Annotated in this window: 18 protein-coding genes and 1 pseudogene; 6 read left to right on the top strand and 13 right to left on the bottom strand. The window is 71.2% G+C overall.

Annotated features, from left to right (window positions below):
* Positions 1–55 precede the first annotated feature (55 nt).
* Positions 56–1,645, bottom strand: a complete 1,590-nt coding sequence (locus ACZ7M7_RS14655; RefSeq protein WP_472116308.1) for an FAD-binding oxidoreductase — start codon at positions 1,643–1,645, stop codon at positions 56–58.
* A 173-nt stretch (positions 1,646–1,818) separates the two neighbouring features.
* Here ACZ7M7_RS14655 and ACZ7M7_RS14650 point away from each other — a divergent pair, with 173 nt between their 5' ends.
* On the top strand, positions 1,819–2,562 hold the full coding sequence (locus tag ACZ7M7_RS14650; protein WP_472116305.1) for a class I SAM-dependent DNA methyltransferase: 744 nt from the start codon (positions 1,819–1,821) through the stop codon (positions 2,560–2,562).
* A gap of 51 nt (positions 2,563–2,613) precedes the next feature.
* Here ACZ7M7_RS14650 and ACZ7M7_RS14645 read toward each other — a convergent pair whose 3' ends face one another.
* The 7 genes and pseudogenes from ACZ7M7_RS14645 to ACZ7M7_RS14615 all read right to left on the bottom strand — a co-directional run bounded on the left by ACZ7M7_RS14645 (position 2,614) and on the right by ACZ7M7_RS14615 (position 8,961).
* Positions 2,614–3,072 carry an RrF2 family transcriptional regulator gene (locus ACZ7M7_RS14645; protein ID WP_472116302.1) on the bottom strand — a complete coding sequence of 153 codons (459 nt, stop codon included), beginning with the start codon at positions 3,070–3,072 and terminating at the stop codon, positions 2,614–2,616.
* Between the two features lie 52 nt (positions 3,073–3,124).
* On the bottom strand, positions 3,125–4,330 hold the full coding sequence (locus ACZ7M7_RS14640; RefSeq protein WP_472116299.1) for an acyl-CoA dehydrogenase family protein: 1,206 nt from the start codon (positions 4,328–4,330) through the stop codon (positions 3,125–3,127).
* A gap of 150 nt (positions 4,331–4,480) precedes the next feature.
* Positions 4,481–5,632, bottom strand: a complete 1,152-nt coding sequence (locus ACZ7M7_RS14635; protein ID WP_472116296.1) for an LLM class flavin-dependent oxidoreductase — start codon at positions 5,630–5,632, stop codon at positions 4,481–4,483.
* A 41-nt stretch (positions 5,633–5,673) separates the two neighbouring features.
* Positions 5,674–6,923 (bottom strand): annotated as a pseudogene (locus tag ACZ7M7_RS14630) (SfnB family sulfur acquisition oxidoreductase).
* Positions 6,920–7,477, bottom strand: a complete 558-nt coding sequence (gene ssuE, locus ACZ7M7_RS14625) for an NADPH-dependent FMN reductase (RefSeq protein ID WP_472116292.1) — start codon at positions 7,475–7,477, stop codon at positions 6,920–6,922. Before ssuE ends, ACZ7M7_RS14630 begins: the two are co-directional and overlap by 4 nt.
* 63 nt (positions 7,478–7,540) lie before the next feature.
* Positions 7,541–8,668, bottom strand: coding sequence for a dimethylsulfone monooxygenase SfnG (sfnG, locus tag ACZ7M7_RS14620; protein ID WP_472116289.1), 1,128 nt, complete (start codon positions 8,666–8,668; stop codon positions 7,541–7,543).
* 212 nt (positions 8,669–8,880) lie between these two features.
* Positions 8,881–8,961: a putative leader peptide gene (locus ACZ7M7_RS14615; protein ID WP_351078001.1), complete on the bottom strand. Its 81-nt coding sequence runs from the start codon at positions 8,959–8,961 to the stop codon at positions 8,881–8,883.
* A gap of 137 nt (positions 8,962–9,098) precedes the next feature.
* Between ACZ7M7_RS14615 and ACZ7M7_RS14610 the strand changes: the two genes are divergently transcribed.
* Complete coding sequence (locus ACZ7M7_RS14610) at positions 9,099–10,007, top strand: LysR family transcriptional regulator (RefSeq protein ID WP_472116286.1); 909 nt, start codon at positions 9,099–9,101, stop codon at positions 10,005–10,007.
* 11 nt (positions 10,008–10,018) lie between these two features.
* Here the strand turns inward: ACZ7M7_RS14610 and ACZ7M7_RS14605 are convergent, their stop codons facing one another.
* The 5 genes from ACZ7M7_RS14605 to ACZ7M7_RS14585 all read right to left on the bottom strand — a co-directional run bounded on the left by ACZ7M7_RS14605 (position 10,019) and on the right by ACZ7M7_RS14585 (position 14,898).
* Entirely contained in the window at positions 10,019–11,308 is a 1,290-nt protein-coding gene (locus tag ACZ7M7_RS14605; RefSeq protein WP_383600095.1) for a sulfite oxidase, read from the bottom strand.
* Positions 11,309–11,505: 197 nt separating this feature from the next.
* Complete coding sequence (locus ACZ7M7_RS14600; RefSeq protein WP_472116283.1) at positions 11,506–12,270, bottom strand: amino acid ABC transporter ATP-binding protein; 765 nt, start codon at positions 12,268–12,270, stop codon at positions 11,506–11,508.
* A complete protein-coding gene (locus tag ACZ7M7_RS14595; protein WP_472116280.1) occupies positions 12,267–13,238 on the bottom strand; it encodes an ABC transporter substrate-binding protein in 972 nt (323 codons plus the stop codon). Before ACZ7M7_RS14595 ends, ACZ7M7_RS14600 begins: the two co-directional genes overlap by 4 nt.
* On the bottom strand, positions 13,235–13,750 hold the full coding sequence (locus ACZ7M7_RS14590) for a GNAT family N-acetyltransferase (RefSeq protein WP_383600104.1): 516 nt from the start codon (positions 13,748–13,750) through the stop codon (positions 13,235–13,237). The genes ACZ7M7_RS14595 and ACZ7M7_RS14590 overlap by 4 nt, the downstream gene beginning before the upstream one ends.
* Complete coding sequence (locus ACZ7M7_RS14585) at positions 13,747–14,898, bottom strand: LLM class flavin-dependent oxidoreductase (RefSeq protein ID WP_472116277.1); 1,152 nt, start codon at positions 14,896–14,898, stop codon at positions 13,747–13,749. The genes ACZ7M7_RS14590 and ACZ7M7_RS14585 overlap by 4 nt, the downstream gene beginning before the upstream one ends.
* Positions 14,899–15,440: 542 nt before the next feature.
* Here ACZ7M7_RS14585 and ACZ7M7_RS14580 point away from each other — a divergent pair.
* The 4 genes from ACZ7M7_RS14580 (at position 15,441) to ACZ7M7_RS14565 (ending at position 19,788) form a co-directional block, all read left to right on the top strand.
* On the top strand, positions 15,441–16,439 hold the full coding sequence (locus tag ACZ7M7_RS14580; RefSeq protein ID WP_472116274.1) for an amino acid ABC transporter permease: 999 nt from the start codon (positions 15,441–15,443) through the stop codon (positions 16,437–16,439).
* Positions 16,436–18,397, top strand: a complete 1,962-nt coding sequence (locus tag ACZ7M7_RS14575) for an FAD/NAD(P)-binding protein (RefSeq protein WP_472116271.1) — start codon at positions 16,436–16,438, stop codon at positions 18,395–18,397. The genes ACZ7M7_RS14580 and ACZ7M7_RS14575 overlap by 4 nt, the downstream gene beginning before the upstream one ends.
* A gap of 85 nt (positions 18,398–18,482) precedes the next feature.
* A complete protein-coding gene (locus ACZ7M7_RS14570) occupies positions 18,483–18,584 on the top strand; it encodes a putative leader peptide (protein WP_369274863.1) in 102 nt (33 codons plus the stop codon).
* Positions 18,585–18,681: 97 nt separating this feature from the next.
* Positions 18,682–19,788: an ABC transporter substrate-binding protein gene (locus tag ACZ7M7_RS14565; protein WP_472116269.1), complete on the top strand. Its 1,107-nt coding sequence runs from the start codon at positions 18,682–18,684 to the stop codon at positions 19,786–19,788.
* Positions 19,789–19,816: the final 28 nt, after the last annotated feature.

Genomic DNA, 19,816 nt, shown 5'->3' with positions numbered 1-19,816 from the left:
GGGCGGCGGGGCGGGCGCGGGAGCGACGGTGTCGTGCTCCCACGCCCGCCGCGGTTCAGGCGGCGCGTACCGACAGGGCGTGGTGGAAGACGTCGCGGGGGTCCCACTTCGCCTTGACGCGCTGGAGCCGACGGTAGTTGTCACCGAAGTACAGGGCGTGCCAGGGCGCGCCGGTGTTCCGGGCGGGGTCCGCCAGGTCGGTGTCCGGGTAGTTGATGAACGCGCCGTCGGCCGCCGCGGGGGCGCCGCCGGTGTCGGCGTACAGGTCCTCGTAGAGCTCGCGCAGCCAGCCGATGTGCCGGGCGTCGTCCCGGGGGTCCTCCCAGCCGTTGACGTAGAACATCTTGATGCTCGCCTCACGGTGCGGGGTCGCCGTCGCGTCGGGGGCCACGGTGTTGACCTTGCCGCCGTGGGTGTAGAGGCTCACGCCCCCGCCGGGGTGGTCGTAGTCCGTCCGGGTCAGGTGGTGGTGCAGGGCCTCGATCTGGCGGTCGGTGAAACGCCTGCGCAGATAGCCCGACTTGACCTTGAGCCGGTAGACGGGGCCGGGGTCGCCCGGCGAGCCGGCCAGGGCCGCGGCCAGCCAGGCCTGGTTCCGCACCGTGCGGACGGGCTGGACCGGTACGCCCCGGTTGAGCGCCGCGATGTGCTCGTCCAGCATCCGCTCGGCGCCGGAGTCCGCGGCCACCTGGCCGATCATGAAGACCGTCCCGGACGGGCGGCGGGTGAGCGCGAGTTCGCTGTAGAGGGCGAGATACGGCGAATCGGGGGCGCTGTGCTGCTCCGCCCACGCGCCATGGTTGCGGACCAGCCGGGCGAACGACGTCCTGTCCAGCTTCTCCCAGTCCCAGGAGACCTGGAAGCTCAGTACGCCGGCCGGCGGCGCGGGCAGCAGACCGGACGGGTCGTCGCCGTCGGCGCCGGGTGTCCGGAACCAGTAGCGGGTGACGATGCCGAAGGTGCCGGGTCCGCCGCCGGTGTGGGCCCACCACAAGTCCCGGTGCGGATCGGAGGGTTCGCGGGTGGCCACCACGGCGCGCGCCCTGCCCCGCCGGTCCACGACGACCACCTCGACCGCGTACAGATGGTCGACGGACAGGCCCATCAGCCGCGACAGCGGACCGTAGCCACCGCCGAGGATGTGGCCGCCGACACCGACGTCGGCGCACCAGCCGGCCGGAATCGTCACTCCCCAGCCCAGATACAGCCGCCGGTACACGTCGCCCAGCAGGGCGCCGGCCTCGACCGCGAAGGCACGGCGGGCCGGGTCGTAGGAGACGCCCGTCATGGCGGACATGTCGACGACCACCTCCACGGCCGGGTCGGCGACGAAGTTCTCGAAGCCGTGGCCGCCGCTGCGGACCGTGATCCGCCGGCCGCTGTCGACGGCCTGCTGTACGGCCCGTACGACGTGCGCGGTCGTACCGACCACCCAGACGTGCTCCGGCTCGCCCACGAACCGGCGGTTGTAGCCCCGGGACGCCAGGGACCGGTACCGCCCATCACCGTGCCCGACCATGGCCGGTCCGCGCGGCGCAGGACAGGACGCCCCGTCCGCAGCCGCGACCGTCCCGGGCGCCACGACCCCCGCCGTCGTGGCGACCAGACCGCCGCGCAGCACGTTCCTCCTGCTCAATGCGCTCATGACGTCTCCTAGGACTGCCTTGGGACACTTCACTTGCCCTCGGTCACGACGCTAGGCGGCGATGGCGCCTAGAGCAGTCGTCCCAACCCCCGGGTCACGGTGGTGCCAACACCCGGATCGACCGCCCGCGAAATTCACGTGCCTCGGCGCGGCGGCCGCAGTACGGTCCCGGCGTGATCGATGACGACGGCTATTTCGGAGAGAACATCGCTGCCGGCTACGACGATTCGGCCGCGGACATGTTCAGCCCTGACGTGGTGGACCCCGCGGTCGACGTGCTGGCCGAACTCGCCGGCGACGGCACGGCACTCGAACTCGGCGTCGGCACCGGCCGGATCGCGCTGCCGCTGTCCGGCCGCGGGGTCCCGGTGCACGGCATCGACATGTCCCGCGCCATGGTGGACCGGCTGCGTGCCAAGCCAGGCGGTGACGCCGTCCGGGTGACGATCGGGGACTTCGCGACGACACGGGTGGCGGGTGAGTTCGCTCTCGCCTACCTCGTGTTCAACACGATCGGCAATCTGACGACCCAGGACGCCCAGGTCGACTGCTTCCGCAACGCCGCCGCCCATCTGCGGCCCGGTGGCTGCTTCGTGGTGGAGGTGGGCGTGCCCGATCTGCGCCGGCTGCCTCCCGGTCAGAGCGCCGTACCGTTCCACATCAGCGACACCCGGTGGGCGTTCGACACCTACGACGTCGCCACCCAGGCCATGAGCTCGAACTACGTCACCATCGTCGACGGCCGCGCCGAGCACTGGTCCATCCCGTTCCGGTACGTCTGGCCGGCCGAGCTGGATCTGATGGCCCGGCTCGCCGGTCTGCGGCTGCGCGACCGGTGGGAGAACTGGACGCGCGAGCCGTTCACGAGCGAGAGCGGCAAGCATGTGTCGGTGTGGGAGAAGCCGGCCGACCGATAGCCGGGCAGCGCGGTCGGAGCGTCCCGCACCGGCGGGCGTGGGCCCACGGCGTCAGGGGTTCGTCCACGCGTCGGGGTCGTCCGCGAGGCTCAGTACGTCGTCGGGCAGCTTCGCCGCGGCCACGTGGGCCAGGGTGACCTCACCGAGGATCTTGCGGACGTTGGCGCGTACGGCGATCCACAGCGGCAGCAGGGACTCCGCGGGGCCGATGTAGGAGAGGTCGGGCGGGCGTACGCCGCGCACCGAGACCAGGGGGCCGTCGGCCAGGCGGATCACGTCCGCGATGGGGATCGAGTCGGCCGGACGGGCGAGCCGGTAGCCGCCCTTGCCGCCGCGCTGGCTGACCACGAGGCCGCCCCGGCGCAGGTCGCCGAGGATGCCCTCCAGGAACTTGTGCGGGATCCCCTGCGCCTCGGCGATCGCCTCGGCCTTGAGCGAGGTGTCGTCACCGGCCGCGGCCAGCTCCAACGCCGCCCGCACCGCATAGTCCGCCCTCGCCGAGATCCGCATGCTGAGATTATCCATCACTGCGGTGCCCGTCCCCACCGGCCGGCCCGTCGGGTCAGGCGGGAAGGCTGAACGGCGGATGCGCGCCGTTGAGGAAGTAGTCCCCGACCTCGCGCAGTCTGTGCGCGATCGGCTCACGCAGGGTGTGCGTGCGGGTGTCGCGCCAGAAGCGGTCCAGGCCGTGCCGGGCGAAGGCGGCCGGCGCGCCGACAGCGTCCAGGGCGCGGGTGGTGATCTCCTGCGCGGCCCTGGAGGCGGCGGCCTCGGCCGCGCTCGCGAGCACGGCGATCTCCGCGCACTCCTCGTCGTCGAGCTCCTCGCCCCGCCCCAGGCCGCGATTCAGGGCGTCCACCGCCTGGGCGGCGAGGGCCGAGGCGGCACGTGCGCCGACGGCGAGTTCGCCGAACGCGGTGAGGACGTACGAGTCCTGCGGCGGGTGGCCCGGCCAGGGTTGCGGGGAGAACGGCTGCCAGGGGGACCGCACCGCCCGTCCGTGCTCGCGGACTTCGCCGAGCAGCCCCTCGGCGACGCCGAGGCAGAAGTGGGCGGAGACCAGCCGTGCGGTCGGCGCGGCGAGGCCGGCGAAGGGGGACAGGGCGCCCTCGTCGGAGGAGAGGGAACCGAGTACGTCGTCGGCCGCCACCGGCACGGCGTCGAACCCGACATCGCCGGCCGCTGCCAGCCGCCGGCCGAAGGTGTCACCGCCGCTGCCGCTGACCAGGCCCGGGTGGGCGGGGTCGACCAGGACGGCGAGGGGCTCGCCGATGCCGGGCGCGGCGGCGCGGACGACCAGCCGGTCGGCGACGCCGACTCCGGAGCCGTACCGCTGATGGCCGTCCAGCAGATAGCCGTTGGCCGTGGGGGTCAGCATGAGCGGCGGTTCCTGCGAGGCGATACCGCCTCCCCAGTGCCACTCCCCCGCCGTGAACGCCCGCTCGATCCGTGCGGCACGGTCGGGGCCGGCGAAGAACCGGGCGCAGAAGGACAGGAAGTAGTGGCTGCCCAGCAGGTGGCCGATGGCGCCGTCGGCCGCGGCGATGGTCCGGACGACGGTGTAGGCGGTGCGCCAGTCCGCGCCGCCTCCGCCGCGTTCGGCCGGTACGAGCAGGGTGAGCAGGCCCGATTCACGCAGCCGGGCGACCTCGTCGAGGGGTGGCTTGCCGGCCTGCTCGCGCTCGACCGCGTCCGTGGCGAGGTCGTCCGCCAGCTCGCGGGCCGTGTGCAGCCAGTCGGCACACCTCGTTCCTGTTTCGGTTGTCATGGCGGACTTCCTTCATGGCCGAAGAGAACGCGGTGTCTGGCTGCCCGGCCGACCGGGTCAGCGTCATCCTCACTCGCTCCACCGACCAGGGTCAACACTTCCCTAGTAATTCGATAGGAAATCTAGGGAATATGTGTCCCCGGTGACCGATTACCGCTCGGCGAAGGGGATCTGAGCCTCGGGACGAGCTGCCGTCACACTGCGGAACGGATGGGTCCACAGCCCCTGCGCCTCCAGCCGGGGCAGTACGCCCTCGCCGAACCAGTACGCCTCCTCCAGGTGCGGATAGCCGGAGAGCACGAACTCGTCGATGCCCAGCCGGTGGTACTCGGCGATCCGCTCGGCCACCTCGTCGTGACTGCCGACCAGCGCGGTGCCCGCACCGCCGCGCACCAGCCCGATCCCGGCCCACAGGTTCGGGTGGATCTCCAGCCCATCGGTGCTGCCACCGTGCAGGGCGAGCATGCGCTGCTGCCCCTCGGACTCACTGCGGGCGAGCCCGGCCTGTACGGCCCGCACGGTCTCCGCGTCGAAGCCGGCCAGCAGCCGCCGGGCCTCGGCCCACGCCTGATCGGCGGCGTCCCGGGTGATGACGTGCAGGCGGATGCCGAAGCGGACGCTGCGGCCCTCCTTCTCGGCCAGCGCCCGGATGCGGGCGATCTTCTCGGCGACGGCGGCCGGCGGCTCTCCCCAGGTGAGGTAGACGTCGACGTGCCGGGCGGCGATCTCCCCGGCGATCGGTGAGGAGCCGCCGAAGTACACCTCCGGGACCGGGTCGGGCACCCGGGCCAGCCTCGCGTCCTCGACCTGCAGGTGCTCGCCGACCAGGTCGACGGTCTTGCCCTCCCACAACCCCCGTACGATCTGCAGGAATTCACCGGTGCGGCGATACCGGTCGTCCTTGTCGAGGAAGTCGCCGTAGGCGCGCTGCTCGTGGTTCTCCCCGCCCGTGACGACGTTCAGCAGGAGCCGTCCGCCGGACTGCCGCTGGAAGGTGGCCGCCATCTGCGCGGCGAGGGTCGGCGAGACGAACCCGGGCCGGAAGGCGACCAGGAACTTCAGGCGCTCGGTGTGCCGGCTGACCATGGCGGTGGTGAGCCAGGCGTCCTCGCACCAGGCGCCGGTGGGGGTGAGCGCGCCGACGAAGCCCAGGTCCTCTGCGGCGCGGGCGATCTGGCTGAGGTAGGCGACCGTGGGCGGCCGGTCGCGGCCGGACGCCGTCGCGGGGGTGCCGTGGCCGCCGCCGACGACATGGCGGCTGTCGCCGTTCGTGGGCAGGAACCAGTGGAAGATCAGGGACACGCGGGGACTCCGATCGGGAAGGTGGCTGAGGGGAACGGTCGTCACAGCAGGCCGTGCCGGGGCGGCCTGGTGCCGTTCAGCGCATAGCGGCCGATGTGCTGGACCTTCCGGTGGGCCGGGTCGTGCCATCAAAAGGGGTGGCGCGAAGCGCCTCGTTGCGGGGCGGTGGCCGGGAGACGGGTGGGCGGGTGCGGGCGTCGCGCCAGTGGCGGTGCAGGCCCAGGGAGTCGAGCGCGGAGCGGGTGCCGGCCACCTCGAAGAGGGCGCTGCCGGCCTCCACGGCCGCCTCCGCAGCCGTCACCTTGGCGGCGGCCACGGCGATCGAGGCCTCGGCGGCCGAGTCGTCGGTCAGGTCGGCGCGGGCGGCGTCCACGGACCGCGCCGCGGTGGCGAGCAGCGCGTCGGCGGCCCGCACCCGGATCGCCAGTTCGCCGAAGCGCTGGATCAGCAGCGGATCCTCGGCGGCGGTGGCGTGGCCTTCGTCGACGCTCTCGAACCAGGGGCGGCTCTTGGTGCGGACGAACTCCACGGCCTCGGCGAGCGCTCCGGAGGCGATTCCAGCGTCGATGGCCGCGTGCAGCAACTGGGCCACGGCGCCGTGGAGTTGGGGTCCCCGGAAGGTGAGGTGGTGCGGCACCACCCGGTCGGCGGGCACGGGCACCGACTCCAGGCGGACGGTTCCGCTGGCCGTGGTGCGCTGGCCCATGTCGTCCCAGTCGTCCACGACCGTGAGGCCGGGGGCGTCCCGCGGGACGTACGCCACATGCAGGTTGTCGTCGTCGGCGCGGGCGAGGACGGGGATCCAGTCGGCGAACAGGGCGCCGGTCGAGTAGTGCTTGACGCCGTCGAGGACGTACGAGCCGTCCGGGCGCCGCCTGAGCCGGGTACGGATGTCCTGGACATGGCTGGTGCCCGCCTCGGACTGGGCGTTGCCGAACCGCCTGCCCGCCAGCACCTCGCCGAAGAGGAACTCCTGCTGCTCCCGTGTCCCCTGCCGGCGCAGCACGCCCACGTACACGAAGTGGCTCTGCGGGATCTGCGCGAGGCTGGCGTCGGCCGAGGCCAGCAACCGGAAGACCTCGGCGAGGGTCTCTGTACGGACGTCCGCGCCGCCGAACTCCGCGGGCACCGTCACACCCAGCAGCCCGGAGGCGGACAGCCGCTCCAGTTCCACGCGCGGAAGGCGGCGCCGTGCGTCCCGCTCGGCGGCGTCCTTGCGGAAGTCCGCGGCCAGTTCGGCGGCGACACCGAGGGCCGCGGCGTCGCCGGTGAGCACGGTCGCGGCGGTCATCCGGTGGCCGCCAGCACCGTCGGGCGGCCACCGAGGGCGAGCGAGAACTGGTCGGTGAGCTGGGCCAGGGCCTCGGCGGCGCCGGGCGCGACGGTCAGGGTGCCGTCTTCGGCCACGGTGATCTCCTTGTCGAGCGTGAACCAGCCCGGCGTGATGTGGGCGGGGCCCATGGAGTTCAGGACCGGGCGCAGGGCGTAGTCGATGGCCAGGACGTGGGCGGTGGTGCCGCCGGTGGCCAGCGGAAGGACCGTCTTGCCCGCCAGTGCGTACTGCGGCAGCAGGTCGAGCAGCGCCTTCAGCAGACCGGAGTAGGCGGCCTTGTAGACAGGGGTGCCGATCACGATGCCGTCCGCCCGCTCGACCAGGGCGGTGGCCTCGACGATCGCCGGGTGCCGGAACTGGGCGTGCAGCAGGGCCTCGGGCGGGAGTGTGCGGACGTCGAGCGGGATCACGTCGTGCCCCTGGGCGATCAGCCGGTCGTCCAGGTGGCGCAGCAGCCGGGCGGTGCGGGAGGTCGCGGAGGGACTGCCGGAGACGGAGAGGATGGTGGCCATGGGAGGACCTTTCGGGAGGAGTACCGGGTGGGCTGCGGCGGTGCGCCGGTGGGGACGTGCGGGTCAGGCGTGGGCGCCGACGGGCGCCGACTCGGCTTCCTGGGCCTCCAGTTCGCGTACGAGCGGCAGCACCCGCTTGCCGAAGTACTCGACCTCCTCCAGGTAGTGCAGGAAGCCGAGGAGGAAGAGGTCGACGCCGAGCCGCTTGTAGGCGACGATCCGTTCGGCGATCTGCTCGGGCGTGCCGATCAGCCCCGTCCGGAAGCCGTCGTTGTACTGGACGAGGTCCTCGAAGCCGGAGTCCTGCCACATGCCCTTGCCGTCGCCGGTGGACGGACCTGCCTGCTGGACGGCGTCGCGGAAGCCGTGGACGGCCTCGGTGTTGGCCTTGGCCACGATCTCGCGGAGCGTCTCGCGGGCCTCGGCCTCGGTGTCGCGGGCGATGAGGAAGCCGTTGAGCCCGAACTTCGGTGCGCTGCGGCCCGCTCGGACGGCGGAGGCGCGGACGTCGTTGATCTGCTCGGTGACGCCGTCGAAGTCCTTGCCGTTGCTGAAGTACCAGTCGGAGACGCGACCGGCCATGGCGCGGGCGGCGGTGGAGTCGCCGCCCTGGAAGATCTCCGGGTGCGGTCGCTCGGGGGTGTTGAGCGGCTTGGGCTTGAGGGAGAAGTCGCGTACCCGGTAGAAGTCCCCGGCGAGTTCGGCGTGGTCCTCGGTCCAGATCTTGCGCAGCGCGCTGATGAACTCCTCGGCGCGCCGGTAGCGCTCGTCGTGCTCCAGCCAGGGTTCGCCGAGGGCGGTGAACTCGCCCTTGAACCAGCCGCTGACGACGTTGACGGCGAACCGGCCGTTCGACAGGTGGTCGGCGGTGGCGCCGAGTTTGGCGAGGACGCCGGGGTGCCACAGGCCGGGGTGGACGGCGGCGATGACCTTCAGGCGCTGGGTGGCGAGGAGCAGGGCGAGGCTGAAGCTGGTCGACTCGTGCTGGAACTCGGCGCCGTAGCCGGCCATGTAGCGGACCTGGCTGAGGGCGTAACCGAAGCCGTTGTTCTCGGCGAGGACGGCGAGTTCGCGGTTGTAGTCGTAGCCCCAGTCGGTGCGCTGCTCGATGGTGCTGGTGACCAGGCCGCCGCTGACGTTCGGCACCCAGTAGGCGAAGCGGAGGGGGTCGGATCCGGGCGGTACGGGCATGGGGAACTCCTGGCATGACTGCGCACGCGAAAAGGACGCGTGCGTGGCAGGGAAAGGTGTTCGGTGATCGGGATTCAGTGATCGGGATCAGTGACCGGGATTCAGGCGTGCGAAATCGCCGTCCCGGGGAAAGCCGAAATCGGCACGGAAATCGGCCGACGGTGAAATGTGCGAGGAGAGCGGCGCGAGTGCGAGGGTTTCCCTCGGTGCGCTCAGACCCGACAGCGACAGCAGGAGCTGGAGACACGCGCGAGGTCGACGTGGCGTCGCCGCGTGAGGTCCTGTCGCTTCATGCCTTCGATCAAAGCAGCGGGGACTCCGGGGGGTCAAGAATGCCCGGTTGGGATTCCACATGCTGAGAGTCGGTATTCACGAGGTTGTGACAGGGTTTCCCTTGAACGCGGCGCGCGGCCCGGGTCACGCTCCTGGCGTGCGTATCGAACAGCTCGAATACATCGCCGCCGTCACGCGATTGGGTTCACTGCGGCGCGCCGCCGAGGAGCTCCATCTGCCCCAGCCGGCGCTCAGCGAGACCGTGCGCAATCTGGAGCGTGAGCTCGGCGTGGACCTGCTGGAGCGCAAGCGGTCCGGTGCGAAGGTCAGTGACGAGGGACGGGAGCTGCCGCCGCACATCATGAGCGTGCTGGACGCGGTCGACCGGCTGCGCGGCGCGGCCGACGACCAGCACCGCATCAGCCGTATGGTCCGGCTCGGCACCGTCAACACGGCCACCGTCCCGCTGGTCATCCCGACGGTCCGGGAGTTCCGCGCCTCGCACCCGGCCACCCAGGTCGAACTGGTCGGCGCACAGCAGTCCGAGATCCAGCGCGGACTGCTGGAGGGTGCGTTCGATCTGGGGCTGGTGAACTACCTCGGGGGCGACGACATGCCGCCCGGCTTCGAGACCGCGGAGCTGCTGCGCGGCCGGCCGGTGGTGTGCGTGCGTCCGGACAGTCCGCTGGCCGCCCTGGAGGCGGTGGACGCGGACAGCCTGCTCGCCGAACCGCTGGTGGTGATGCGGTCCGGCTATGTCATGCACCGCTTCGTGCACCGGCTGCTCGGCGGTCGTACGCCGTCCTTCTCGTACTCCACCGACGGCGCCGAGATGGGCAAGCTGATGGTCGCCGAGGGACTGGGGGCGACCGTGCTGCCCGACTTCAGTGTCCTCGGGGACCCGCTGGAACGGCGGGGCGCGATCACCGTACGGCCGCTCGCCGGTGACGCGACCGACGTGTTGCTGGTCCTGCAGAGCCGCCCGTCCGGCCCGGTTCCCCGGGCCGTCCGCGATCTGCGCGAGCTGTTCGTGCGCAACGCACGGGCGCACAGCGCCCCTTCGTAGCCCGTACTCGATCAGATCACGGTCACCGGATGCCGGACCACCGCGTCGAACAGATAGCCCTGGGTGTTGGGCACGGCGACGTCCGGCTGACGGCGGCCTGTCGTGTCGGTGGCGCGGGCCAGGAGGTGGGTGGCACCGGTCGTGTCGGGCTTCCAGCTGACGGACCAGCGGGTCCAGGTGTCGGCTCGGGGCCGGTCGTGCAGCCGGGCCGTGCGCCAGTTCGCGCCGCCGTCGGTGCTGACGTCGACCCGCGCGACGGCGCCGGTGCCCGACCAGGAGCGACCGTGCAGCACCTGTCCCCGCCCCACCGGGAAGGTCGCGCCGCTCGCCAGCTCGAAGGCGCTCTTGATGGTCTGCCGGGTCAGCGGCGCGCTGCCCGCCTGCGGGTGGGCGGGGCCGAACAGCCGGTAGAAGGTGGTGTTCCACGGCGAGAACAGCGGCTGCGCCGACACCTCGATGTCGCCGACCCACTTGATCGACGCGATCCCCACCCACGAGGGCACCAGCACCCGCACCGGATACCCGTGGTCGTACGGCAGCGGCTCGCCGTTCATCTCGTAGGCGAGCAGGACGTCGTCCAGCGCCTTGGCCAAGGGCAGCGGCCGGCGCACCCGGCCGAGGCTTTCGCCCCCGCTGACGTACTCGGCGTCCAGCCCGCGCGGCTGCAGGTCCACGGCGTACGGGGACAGCCCGGCCTTGCGCAGTACGTCGGCCAGGCGCACCCCGCGCCAACGCGCCACGCCGATCGCGCCCTGCGTCCACGAGGTTCCGGCGACCGTTTCCTGCTGCTGGGTGGTGTAGTAGGTGCGGCCGTTTCCTGCGCACTCGACGAACGCGGTCCGGGTGACGGCGGGCAGGGCGCGCAGATCGTCGTACCCGAACTCGACCGGGCGGCCCTCGGAGGGCTTGCCGCGCAGCCCGTCACCCCAGAGTCTCAGCCGCCAGTCGGCGGCATCCAGCACGGGGGTCGCCGTGTGGTTGCGTACGAAGAACAGCTCGTTGGGGGTGTGATGGCCCGTTCCGCGCAGCGCCTCCCAGCGGGTCTCGGCGTTGGTGCCGCGCCGGATGAACCACTCGGCCGGCAGCGGTTTGACGATCGGAGTGTCGGCCGCGTGCGCGGGACGCGGGGAGGGCAGCGCGGTCGCGGCCGCCGTGGCGGCGAGCAGGGTGAGCAGCCGGCGGCGGCTGACCCCGTCGGCCCGGGCATCGCCGGCGAGCCACTGGCGCAGCCTGCGGCGGTCGTAGACGGTCTCGTCGACGCGGGACGCGGAACGGGGTGAGGGCGCAGAGAAAGCAGGCATGACGGGTCCTCGTCGTCGATGGTCGGGCCGGACGGTGATACCGCCTGTGAGGGGCAGCGGCAAGGCAGGTCAGACTGCCAGGGTTAACGACACCGGTGCGTACGGGTGTTGGAGGCGTGGCCGGGAAGCGTGTGTCAGCCGGGGAGCCGACACACGGCGGCGGCCACGCGGACGAGGTCCACGGCGCGGGCGCACTTTCAGAGAACTTTGGCAAGGAAAGTACGGGTGCGTTCCTGGCGCGGGTGGTCCAGGACGTCGGCGGGCGGTCCCTGCTCCACCACGACTCCGCCGTCCATGAACACCACGGTGTCGGCGACCTCGCGGGCGAAGCCGATCTCGTGGGTCACGACGATCATGGTGGTGCCGCTGCCCGCCAGGTCCTTGATGACGTCGAGGACTTCGCCGACCAGCTCCGGGTCCAGCGCGGAGGTGGGCTCGTCGAAGAGGAGCACCTTCGGTTCGAGGGCGAGCGCGCGGGCGATGGCCACGCGCTGCTGCTGGCCGCCGGAGAGCCGGCGCGGGTAGGTGTCGGCCTTGTCCGCGAGGCCGACCCGGTCCAGGAGCCGGCGGGCCGTCTCCGCCGCCTCCCTGCGCGGGCGGCGCAGGGCGGAGACAGGGGCTTCCACGAGGTTCTCCAGCACGGTCAGATGCGGGAAGAGGTTGAAGTTCTGGAAGACGAACCCGATGCCGGTCCGCTGCCTCCGGGCGTCCTTCTCCTTCAGCTCGTGGAGCTTGTTGCCCGCGCGGCGGTAGCCGATGAGCTCACCGTCGATGCTGACCCAGCCGCGGTTGACCTTCTCCAGGTGGTTGATGGTGCGCAGCAGCGTGGACTTCCCGGAGCCGGACGGTCCGAGGATCACGGTGACCTCTCCGGCGCGGACCTGCAGGTCGACGCCGCGCAGCACCTCCAGCGGGCCGAAGCTCTTGTGGACGCCGTGGACGTCGACCATGACGTCGCTCATGCCTGCTCCGGCGGGTTGACCCGCGATGTCTCGATCGCGGAGGCAGAGGTACCCCACTTGGCGAGGATCCGGGCGTACGTTCCGTTCCTGATCAGCTCGTTGACGGCCGCCTGGAACGCCTTGGTGAGCGGGGAGCCCTTCTTGAAGGCGAAGCCGACGTCCAGGCGGTGGTACTCGCCGAGGAAAGTGGTCTGCGACGCCGGTTGTGCCGCCTGGTGGCGCAGGCCGTTGATGGTCGACATGATCACGTCGATACGGCCCTGTTGGAGCGCGGTGAGCGTGGCCGCGTTCTCCGAGTAGACCTTCACGTCGTACGGCTTCTTGCCCACCTTCGCGCACACCCCCTTCTGCGCGGTGAGGGTCGCCTCGAAGGTGGTGCCGGCGCCGGTGCCGATGGTCAGCCCGCACAGCTGGGTGAGGTCGGTGATCTTCGACTTGAGGGCGGTGTTGCCCTTCTTCACCGCGAAACCCTGGCCGTCGTTGATGTAGGTGACGAAGTCGATGGTCTTCAGGCGCTCGGCGGTGACGCCGAAGTTGCCGGTGCCGAAGTCGTACTTGCCGCTGCCGAGGGCCGGCAGGATCGCCTCGAAGGAGGCGTCCTGACGCTCCAGCCCGACCCCGAGCACCTTGGCGACCGCGTCCGCGAGGTCGATGTCCTGGCCGGCGGGCGCCTTGTCCGTGCCGTTCGGGTAGTAGGCGCCGGGCGGGAATCCGATCGAGCTGCCCACGCGCAGCTTGCCCGCCTTGCGTACGTCGGCGGGGAGCAGGGCGGCCGCGGAGTCCAGCTTGCGGACGGTGGCCACCGGGTCGTCGGTCGGCGCGGGAGAGGCCTCCGCACCGACTGCCGCCGTACCGCCGGTGTCGCCGGAGCCGCAGGCCGTCAGCGCGAGCAGCGGCAGCAGGGCTAGGGCGGCGGTGCCGCGCAGGCGGGTCCTGAGGGTGCGGGTTCTGAGCGTGCGGATGTTCACTGGTCGGGGGCCTTTCCCGTGCGTTCCCGCACTGCGAGGTGCTTCTCGAAGGGCAATGGGCCGATGGTCTCCGGGTCGGCCTCCGTGTCGAACAGGGGTGTGTAGCCGGTGGCCAGGTACAGGCCGCGCGCCTCGGGCTGGCGTGGACCGGTGGTCAGGTGGATCCGCCGGTATCCGTGCGTGCCCGCCGCCCGCTCCAGCTCGGCGATCACGCGGCGGGCGAGGCCGCGTCTGCGGTGGGCGGAGTGGGTCCAGATCCGCTTCAGTTCGGCGGTGGTCGCGTCGTACCTGCGGAAGGCGCCGCCCGCGACGGGCTCGCCGCCCTCCAGCAGCAGCAGGAGCAGACCGCCGTGGGGTTCGGTGAACTCCTCGTCGGGGTAGCGGGAGATCTCGGCGTGCGCGTCCTTGCCGTAGCGGGTGGAGTACTCGTGGCCGAGTTCGCGCAGCAGCGGTCTGACGCGCGGGTCGGACACCGGTACCTGAACGACGGACAACTCGGGTGCGGAGGTCATGCGTTCACCGACACCGGCGTCCGCGCCTCGCGTGCCGCCCGCTCGGCGTCGCGCTTGGCGACCTCCTCGCGGACGATCGGGATCACGTGCCGGCCGAAGTCGATGGCGTCGCCGAGCAGGTCGTAGCCGCGGGCGGAGAGGATGTCCACGCCGAGGTCGTAGTAGTCGAGGAGTGCCTGGGCGACCGTCTCGGGGGTGCCGACCAGGGCGTTGGAGTTGCCCGCGCCGCCGGTCGCGGCGGCGGTCGGGGTCCACAGGGCGCGGTCGTAGCGCTCGCCCGCCTCGGCGATGGCGATCAGCCGCTGCGAGCCGACGTTTTGAGGTGTTGCAGCCTGCGGCTGCTCATGCCCGTTGTGGCGCTTGGTGATCGCCTCTCCCCGCTCCTTGCGGGCCTTGATCGCACCTACCGTGCGGTGAGCCTTCTCCCAGGCCAGTTCCTCGGTCGGGGCGATGATCGGGCGGAAGGCGACCTGGATGCGCGGCACGTCGGTGCGGCCCGCGGCCTTCGCGGCGGCCTTCACGTTCTCGATCTGCTCGGCGGTCCTGGCCAGGGGCTCGCCCCACAGGCAGTAGATGTCGGCCTCGGCGCCTCCGGCCGCCAGCGCGGCGGGCGACGAACCGCCGAACGACACATGGGGGCGGGGCTGCTGGACAGGGAAGACGTCGCTGACGAAGTCGTGGAAGCGGTAGTGCTCGCCCTCGTGGTCGAACGGCTCGTGGGTGGTCCAGATCTTCTTGACGATCCGGATGTACTCACGGGTGCGGGCGTATCGCTCGTCCTTGGTGAGGGTGTCGCCCTCGCGGCCCTGCTCGTGGTCATTGCCGCCGGTGATGAAGTGCACGGTCAGCCGGCCTTCGCTGATCCGGTCGAGGGTGGCGAACGTCTTGGCGGCGAAGGTCGGATACGAGACGTTGGGCCGGTGCGCCAGCAGGATCTGCAGGCGGTCCAGCCGGCTCGCGATGTACGCGGCGGCCGGTGCGGGGTCCGGCGATCCGGAGCCGTACGCGAACAGCACCCGGTCCCAGCCGTGGTCCTCGTGTGCCCGGGCCAGGCGGAGGGTGTAGTCCTTGTCGAAGGCGGCGCCGGAGCGCGGCGTGGTTTCGGAGCCGTTGTTGGTGGCGGCTATACCGAGGAACTCCACCGGCATGGGTATGACCTCTCGGAAACGCGCACACGGACAGGCGTGACCGAACTGCTTGTGCGCAAAGGTGAATGGGCGACTGAATTCAATGCGAGCGTGACGACGCGAAGCGTCGAAAGACGGTGCTACGGCAGCGCGCGAAAAAGGAGAACTCGGCCCGCGACGGGGTCACCGAGGGAGGGAAGGGCCGGTCAGAGGGCCCGCTGCCGAATCAGGCGCAACACGCCGCGGACCACACTCGACCGAAGTCGATGTGATCGCGCGAGACCAAGCGCAGCTGGGCAGTCATGCGACTAATTGAGCAGTACATCGTGCTCCCCGTCAAGCAGATCCCGGATGACGGAACACGTGGACAGCCGTCTCAAAGCTTGCTGTTGACACATCGATGGCGTGGGCACATACGATCGACGGCGGACCGGCTGCGCGTTGTGCGGCAGCCTCTCCGGCCGCGTTGAGGGACGCGGCGAGCGTGTCGACGCCGATCCCCGGCCGCACCGAGTGCCCCTGGGGTCACCCACGCCTGCGTTCCCTCCCCGGAGAGCCTCCCCATGGTCACGTCGCCCGATCTCACGTCCGGCCCCGCAACGAAGAGTCACCCGGTACTCGCCACCGACCTGCCGCGGATCGTCCCGCGCCGGCACGTCGGCCGGTGGCTGACCGCCGCCGCCGCGCTGTTGCTCTTCGCGATGGTGCTCAATTCCGTGGTCCGCAACGACGCCTTCCAATGGGACGTGGTGGGCCGGTACTTCACCACGGCCGCCGTGCTCGACGGGCTGCTGCTCTCGCTGTGGCTGACCGCCGTGGTGATGGTGCTCGGCTTTCTGTTCGGCACCGTGCTCGCGGTGATGCGGCTCTCCCCCAACCCTGTGCTACGCACGCTGAGTTGGGGTTATGTGTGGGTCTTCCGATCCACACCCCTGCTGGTGCAGCTGCTGTTCTGGTTCAACATCGGCGCCCTGTATCCGACGCTCGGCCTCGGCATCCCGTTCGGCCCGGAGTTCCTCACCTTCAAGACGGTCAACCTGCTCGGTCCCACTCTCACCGCCGTCATCGGCCTGACCCTGCACGAGACCGCCTACGCGGCCGAGGTGGTGCGCGGCGGCATCCTCGCCGTGGACGCGGGGCAGACCGAGGCCGCCCAGGCACTGGGGCTGAGCAGACGCCGCACCCTGCGCCGGATCGTCGTACCGCAGGCCATGCGTTCGATCGTGCCGACGGCCGGGAACATGCTGATCGGCACCCTCAAGGGCACCAGCATCGTCAGTGTGCTGGCCGTCCACGACCTGCTGTACTCGGTGCAGTTGATCTACAACCAGACGTACCAGATCATCCCGCTGCTGATGGTCGCCACCCTGTGGTACATCGCGGTCACCACGGTGCTGAGCGCGGGCCAGTTCTACGTCGAGCGGTACTACGCGCGCGGCAACTCACGCACCCTGCCGCCCACTCCGCTCCAGCGGCTGCGCGGCCACCTGACCGCCGTACGCCTTCGGCTGCGGGCGGCGACGGCAGCCGACGCCCGCCCGGCGATCGGCGGTGACCGGTGAGCGCCGGCTCTTCCGCGGCGGTCCTGGTCGTCGTGGGCGCGGGTCCGCGTGCCACGGGCCTGCTGGAGCGCATCGGCGCCAACGCCCCCGAACTGTGGGACGGGGAAAGTGAGTTGCGCATCCACCTGATCGACCCGCACTCGCCCGGCCCGGGCCGGATCTGGCGGGACGAGCAGTCCGCGCTGCTGCGGATGAACTCGATGGCGGAGGACGTCACGATGTTCACCGACGAGTCGTCCACCATCGACGGTCCGGTACGCCCCGGGCCCTCGCTCGCCGAGTGGGCGGCCCAGTTCTCCGGCCGGGGCCCACGCCACGCGCCCCACGCCGAGCCCGCCGACCCGGAGGTGCTCGCCGAACTGCGCTCGCTCGCCGGGACGGACTTCCCCACCCGCCGGGCCCAGAGCGCCTATCTGGACTGGGTGTTCCGCAGGGCGCTGGCCCAGCTGCCGCCCACCGTGACGGTCGAGTGGCACCGCACGACCGCGACCGCGGTCACCGGTCCCCCGGACGGCCCGCAGTACGTTCACCTGGCCGACCGCGCCACCCCCCTCACCGCCGACCTGGTGGTCCTGGCGCAGGGGCACATCGGCTCCACCCCCGCCGCCGAGCACCGCGACCACGCCGCCTTCGCGCGCCGCCACGGCCGCTTCCATCTGTCACCGGAGTTCTCCGCCGACGCCGACCTGTCCGCGCTGCAACCCGGCGAGCATGTCGTCCTGCGCGGCTTCGGGCTGGCCTTCATCGACCTGATGGCGCTGCTCACCGAGGGCCGCGGCGGCACCTACCGCACCGAGGCCGACGGCAGCCTCACCTACCTGCCGTCCGGCCGCGAGCCCGTCCTGCACGTCGGATCGCGGCGGGGAGTGCCGTACCACTCCAAGACCCGCTACCGGCTCCAGGGCCCCCGGCCGCCGCTGCCCCGGCACTTCGGTCCCGATGCGGTCGACGCGCTGCTCGCCGAGGGGCGCCCGCTGGATCTGCGGCGCGATGTGTGGCCGCTGATGGCCAAGGAGATCGGCTTCGGCCACTACCACGAGCTCTTCCATGCCCACCCCGAGCGCACCGCCCTCCCCTGGCCGGACTTCATCGCCGCCTACGACCGTCTGGACTGGTACGCCGACGCCATGGCCGACCTCGTAGCCGCGGCCGTACCCGACCCGGCGGACCGGCTGGACTTCGAGGCCCTGGACCACCCCCTGGACGGTCTCGCGTTCCCGGCCCCGGACGCCTTCCAGGAGCACCTGCGGGACCGGATCGCCGGGGACGTCGCCCGCCGCGAGGACCCGGAGTTCAGTGCCGACCTCGGGGCGTTCCTCGCGCTGCTCTCCATCTACGGGCAGCTGCCCCGCCTGGTGGCCGGCGGACGGCTGACCGCTCGGTCCGTCGCCGAGCAGCTCGACGGCTGGTGGCACGGATTCTTCAGCTTCCTGGCCTCCGGGCCGCCCGGCTTCCGGCTGCGCCAGCTGCTCGCCCTGTCCCGGGCCGGAGTCGTCCGCTTCCTGGGCGCCGGCATCCGGATCGGCACCGACGAGACGACCGGCACCTTCACCGCGGCCGGCCCCACCCTCCCCGGCCACACGCTCCACGCGACCGCCCTGATCGAGGCGTATCTGCCCCGCCACTCCCTGGACCGCACCGAGGACCCCGTCCTGCGTGACCTGCACCGGGCCGGCGCCCTCACCGAGGAGGTCATCGCCGACCCCACGCACACCCACCGCTCCGGCCTGCTGGCCGTCTCCGCCGCGGACGGCCATGTCCTCGACCCGTCCCTCGGCGGCACGCACCCACGCCGCGTCGCCCTCGGCGCCCCCACCAACAGCCGGGCCGTCGCCGCGTTCGCCCGCCCCCGCACGAACGCCCCCGCCTTCCGCCAGAACGACGCGGTGGCCCGTGCGCTGCTGTGTGCCCTGAGCTCACAGTTCCCAAAGGGAGAGATGGCAACGTCCACTATGTGAAATCCCTCTTGGGGTGAGCGCCACCTTCTGCCACGATCCCCATCAACCAGGTAGGAAAACTAGGAATCGGTGGGGTGGGGTGGCCATGAGTTCGCGCGAGCACGCACGCCTCGTCCCGCCCCTTCTGACCTCGCGTCGCCACATCGACTTCGCGCGTACGTCAAGCGCCATCTGTCGGCTCGTCTGAAGCCGTTCGCGGAGCCTGCCCGCGCTCCGCACCAGCGCCACTGTTCTCCGACGTACTTCCGCGCTCCCCTGTCACTCATCTCCGAGAGGACACCTCCGTGTCTGCCGCAAGACCGCTCAACACCCTGCGCACCCTCGCCGTCATAGCGGCGCTCCCCCTGCTGCTGACCGCTTGCGGCTACGGCGCCGACTCCACCGACGACGGCAAGCAGGCCGAGGTCGCGGCGGACGCCAAGAAGCTCTCCGTCGACGACGTGAAGATCGGCTACTTCCCCAACCTGACGCACGCCACCGCTCTGGTGGGCGTCCAGGAGGGCCTGTTCCAGAAGGAGCTCGGCGGCACCACGATCAAGCCGTCGACGTTCAACGCCGGCCCGTCGGAGATCGAGGCGCTGAACTCCGGCTCCATCGACATCGGCTGGATCGGCCCGTCCCCCGCGATCAACGGCTACACCAAGGCGGCCGGGAAGAACCTGCGGATCATCTCGGGGTCGGCCTCGGGCGGGGTGAAGCTCGTCGTCAACCCGGAGAAGGTCAAGTCCCTGAAGGACGTCAAGGGCAAGAAGATCGCCACGCCGCAGCACGGCAACACACAGGACGTGGCGCTGCTCAACTGGATCTCCGAGCAGGGCTGGAAGGTCGACGCGGAGAGCGGCAAGGGTGACGTCTCGGTCGTCCGCACCGACAACAAGATCACCCCGGACGCCTACAAGTCCGGCTCGATCGACGGTGCCTGGGTGCCGGAGCCGACCGCGTCCAAGCTGGTCGCCGAGGGCGGCAAGGTGCTGCTCGACGAGGCCGACCTGTGGCCCGACAAGAAGTTCGTGATCACGAACATCATCGTCCGGCAGGAGTTCCTCAAGGAGCACCCGGACGTCGTCGAGGCCGTGCTGCGCGGTTCGGTGAAGACCAACGAATGGATCAACGCCAACCCGGACAAGGCCAAGGCCTCCGCGAACAAGGCCCTGGAGGAGCTCTCCGGCAAGGCCCTGCCCGCCGAGGTCATCGACCCGGCGTGGAAGTCGATCACCTTCCTCGACGACCCGCTGGCCGCGACCCTCGACACCGAGGCGGAGCACGCCGTGAAGGCCGGCCTGCTGGAGGAGCCCGACCTGAACGGCATCTACGACCTCACGCCGCTCAACAAGGTCCTCAAGGCCGACGGCAAGGACGAGGTCGACGACGCCGGTCTCGGCGTCAAGTAACCACCGCATCCGCTCAGTTCCCAGGAGG

This window comes from Streptomyces sp. NPDC111606, assembly GCF_055656945.1.
Note: the sequence above shows the minus strand (reverse complement) of the source record. Positions and strands in the feature narration are given on the sequence as shown.